The sequence below is a fragment of the Streptomyces sp. NRRL B-24085 genome (assembly GCF_001282115.1).
In the GTDB taxonomy this organism is placed as follows: domain Bacteria; phylum Actinomycetota; class Actinomycetes; order Streptomycetales; family Streptomycetaceae; genus Streptomyces.
Genome location: NZ_LJBR01000240.1, coordinates 1 through 4107, shown reverse-complemented (window position 1 = coordinate 4107; position 4107 = coordinate 1). Strand labels below are relative to the sequence as shown.

4 protein-coding genes are annotated in these 4107 nt (G+C 67.3%); 3 read left to right on the top strand and 1 reads right to left on the bottom strand.

Annotated elements, in window-relative coordinates; translation table 11 throughout:
- The 3 genes from AOJ26_RS24995 to AOJ26_RS24985 form a co-directional block, all read left to right on the top strand.
- A partial coding sequence (locus tag AOJ26_RS24995; protein ID WP_199828870.1) for a CoA transferase occupies positions 1–354 on the top strand: 354 nt, incomplete at its 5' end.
- A 173-nt stretch (positions 355–527) separates the two neighbouring features.
- Entirely contained in the window at positions 528–1919 is a 1392-nt protein-coding gene (locus tag AOJ26_RS24990; RefSeq protein ID WP_053850591.1) for an OFA family MFS transporter, read from the top strand.
- A 1-nt stretch (position 1920) separates the two neighbouring features.
- On the top strand, positions 1921–3339 hold the full coding sequence (locus AOJ26_RS24985) for an OFA family MFS transporter (protein ID WP_053850590.1): 1419 nt from the start codon (positions 1921–1923) through the stop codon (positions 3337–3339).
- Positions 3340–3826: 487 nt separating this feature from the next.
- Here AOJ26_RS24985 and AOJ26_RS24980 read toward each other — a convergent pair.
- Positions 3827–4107, bottom strand: a 281-nt coding sequence (locus AOJ26_RS24980) for an FCD domain-containing protein (protein WP_159044385.1), incomplete at its 5' end; no start/stop codon positions are given.

Sequence of the window (4107 nt, the reverse complement as noted above, 5' to 3'; positions counted from 1 at the left end):
CGGTTGCCGAAGCTGGCGAAGATGTTCCAGCTGATCGAGGAATGGACGGTGACCCTGCCCAAGTGGCGGGTGCTGGAGAAGCTGACCGCGCACCACATTCCGTGCGGGCCGATCCTGTCCCCGAAAGAGATCATCGAGGACCGCTCGCTCGCGGACAACGGCATGATCGTCGAGGTCGACCATCCCGAGCGCGGCTCCTTCACCACGGTCGGCAACCCCCTCAAACTCTCCGACTCACCCACCCACATCACCACCCCACCCCTCCTCGGCCAACACAACGAAGAGATCTATATCGGAGAACTGGGTCTCGGCGACGAGGAGTTGCGGTTGCTGAAGTCCGGCGGGGTGATCTGACGTGGTGAACCGGAGCCATGTTCCCGGCCCCTTGGGCGGTGGTCCATGACGTGAATGAGCACGGGGTCCGACGGCGGTGCGCGTCGGCGGACCCCGGGATCCGTGCGCGCACGAAAGGCATTTGGACAGGGGGCGCTGGCCAGATCTTTCGACGCAAGGAGTGCTTGAAGACTATGACAACCATCGACTACTCGTCGTCCGCCGCCTTCAGGGAGGTGACGGACCGCAACGGCCGCGTGTACCGGGTCGGCGAGACCGACCGGAACATCATGGGACGACCACGATGGACCATGGTGCTCTTCCCGTGGATGGGCATGCTGGGCATCAGTTCCTCGGAGTACGCGTTCACGTCGGCCGAGGACACGCTGCACGAGGCCCATCTGTGGAGCAGCGGGCACATCTTCTGGCTGATGGGCGTCTGGGTGTTCTTCCAGGCGGCCGTGGCCTTCCCGGCCGGGCAGCTCAGGGAGAGCGGAAAGCTCCCGGCCCGGTACGCCATGATGCTCGGCGCGCTGGGCACCATCCTCGGCTACATCTCACTGGCGTTCGCACCGAACGTGATCTTCGCCTACCTGGGCTTCGGCGTGTGCAGCGGTATCGGCGCCGGTCTTGTCTACGCGACCTGCGTGAACATGGTCGGCAAGTGGTATCCGGAGCGCAAGGGCGGCAAGACCGGCATGGTCAACGGCGGTTTCGCCTACGGCTCGGTGCCCTTCGTCTTCCTGTTCACGTCGTACATGGACCTGAGCAACTACAAGGGTGTCCTGGTGACGGTCGGCCTGGTCTGCTGCGCCGTGGTGGCGTTCGCGGGCTGGTTCTTCAAGGACCCGCCGAAGAACTGGTGGCCCCCGCACGTCGACCCGCTCAAGCAGACCGACGACCCGAAGATCCGGCGGGCGCTGGAGAAGAACCCGCCGGCCGTCAAGCAGTACACCCCGAAGGAGGCCGCGCGCACGCCCGTCCTGTGGATGATGTGGTTCTGCCTCCTGTGCACCGCCGGCATCAACATCTTCGGCATCGCCTTCCAGGTGCCGTTCGGCAAGGACATGGGCTTCGCCGGCGGGATCGTGGCCACGGCGATGTCGCTCAAGGCGATCGTCAACGGCACCGGGCGCGGGGTGATCGGCTGGATCTCCGACAAGTTCGGGCGCCGCAACACCCTGATCATCGTGTGTCTGGTGCTGGGCACCGCCCAGTTCGGCGTGCTGATCTCCGGCCAGATGGGCAGCATGCCGTTCTTCCTCTTCTGCTCCATGGTCTCCGGCTTCGGCGGCGGCGCGATCTTCCCGCTGTTCGCCGCGATGACGGCCGACTACTTCGGTGAGAACAACAACGCCTCCAACTACGGCATGGTCTACAGCTCGAAGCTGATCTCCGGGCTCGTCGGCTCCGGTGTCGGCTCGATCGTGGTCGGCGCCTGGGACTACCAGGGCGCGTTCGTCCTGGCCGGCTCCATCGGCCTGGCATCCGCGGTCCTCGCGCTGTTCCTCAAGGCGCCCGGCCGCCCCCAGACCAGCCGTCGGACCGTACCCAACCCGCAACCGCTCGGCGAGGAAATGGCCTGACATGACGGCAGATCCGTACGCAGCACGCAGCGAGACCGACAAGACCGCACACTCCACCGCCGCACAACGTCCCTACCGAGAAGTGACCGACGCCAACGGCCGCGTCTACCGCATCGGCGAGACCGACCGGGACATCCTCGGTCACTCGCGCAAGCTCATGGTGTACCTGCCCTGGCTCACCATGATGGCCATCAGCGTCTTCGAGTACGCGTACGGCTCGGCGGAGGACACCCTGTCCCACGCCCACGGCTGGACGCAGAGCAACACCTTCTGGATCCTCAGCGTCTGGGTCTTCTTCCAGGCCGGCATCGCCTTCCCGGCGGGCTGGCTGCGGGAGAAGGGCATCCTGACCGCCCGCAAGGCCATGTACATCGGCTCGGGCATGTGCATGGTCGGGTTCCTCGCCCTGTCGCACCTGGGCAACGTCTGGCTGGCGATCCTCGGATTCGGCGTCATCGGAGGTGTCGGCGCCGGACTGGTCTACGCGACCTGCATCAACATGGTCGGCAAATGGTTCCCCGAACGCCGGGGTGCCAAGACCGGGTTCGTCAACGGCGGCTTCGCGTACGGATCACTGCCCTTCATCTTCATCTTCAACTACGGCTTCGACACGGCGAACTACCACCGCGTCCTGGACCTCATCGGCTGCTACATCCTGATCGTGGTCGTCGGGTGCGCGTTCTTCTTCAAGGACCCGCCGAAGAACTGGTGGCCCGCGGACATCGACCCGCTCACGTACGGCGGCGACGGGAAGGGGGCCGCCTCCCTCTCCAAGAACCCGCCCGCGGTACGGCAGTTCACGCCGAAGGAGGCCGTCAGGACCGGCATGCTCCCCCTCATGTGGATCGCCCTCGTCATGACCGCGGGAGTGTCGATCTTCGGGATCTCCTTCCAGGTCGACTACGCCAAGGAGATCGGCTTCGGCCCGCTGGTGGCGGCCTCCTCGATGGGTGTCATGGCCGTCATCAACGGCATCGGGCGCGGGGTGGTGGGCTGGCTCTCCGACAAGTGGGGCCGCAAGTCCACGCTGGTGTTCGTGATCGTGGTCCTGGGGCTCGCGCAGTTCGGCGTGATCTGGGCGGGTGACGTCAAGAGCGAGTCGCTGTTCCTGTTCTTCGCGTTCCTGTCCGGGTTCGGCGGCGGCGCGTTCTACCCGCTGTTCGCGGCGCTCACCCCGGACTACTTCGGGGAGAACTACAACGCCTCCAACTACGGGCTGGTGTACAGCGGCAAGCTGATCAGCGGCCTGTTCGGCGGCGGCCTGGGCTCCATGGTCGTCGCGGCCTGGGGCTACGACGGGGCGTACGCCCTGGCCGGCGCCACGTCGATGCTCGCGGCGGCGATAGCCCTGCTGCTACGCCAGCCGGGCCGCCCCCGCGGCGCAACCTCCCCGACCCCCCACCCTCAGGCGGCGACCTGAGCAGGGATACGGCGCATCAGGCGGCCCTGTCCCACGCAACTGGTGGGATGGGGCCGCCTGCTCCGGTGGGGTCTGCCTCGTCAGTGGCCGGGGTGGAGCGGCCGGATCCGGTGGGCTCTGCTTCGGTGGTGGTCGGGTCGGGGCGGTCCGTCCAACGGCGGCCGGCTTGTCGGTCGCCACCCCGGACGGTCGCACCGGGGCGGTCGCCAGGCCCCGACGGTCGTACCAGGGCGAACGCCAGGCCCGGACGGTCGCACCGGGATGGTCGTCAGGCCCGGACGGTCGGACCTGGCAGTCCCCCCGCGGCGATCTTTCCGGCGGTCACCGGACCGGGACCGTCTCCTCGACGGCAGTCCGACCCTCCGGCCACCAGGCCCGGACGGTCTGTGCGGGAGCCGTCAGGTCCGACGGCCCGAAGACCCGGGCTGTCCGACCGGCGGTGTCCGTGCCGTTGGCCGGGTCGCCGTGGACCGACCCGTCTCGTGGGCTACTTCTCCCGGTCCTGGTACATCTTCCGCGTGTGTTCCGTGTGTTGCCGCATGACCGCGGTGGCGCGCTGTTCGTCGCGGTCGGCGATGGCGGCGATCAGTTCACGGTGCTCGATCCAGGACTGGCGGCCACGCTGGCGGGCGATCGGCGTGTAGTACCAGCGCACCCGACGGTCCACCTGCGCCGCCAGCTCCGCAAGAACCGCGTTGCCCGCCAGCTCCATGACCTTGGCATGCAAACGGGCATTGAGAGCCACCGCACCGTCGACATCGTCCGCAG

What these genes read in the sequence shown, in the direction of transcription:
- AOJ26_RS24990 (WP_053850591.1), top strand. Translation starts at nt 528, where the DNA reads ATGACAACCATCGACTACTCGTCGTCCGCCGCCTTCAGGGAGGTGACG.
- AOJ26_RS24985 (WP_053850590.1), top strand. Translation starts at nt 1,921, where the DNA reads ATGACGGCAGATCCGTACGCAGCACGCAGCGAGACCGACAAGACCGCA.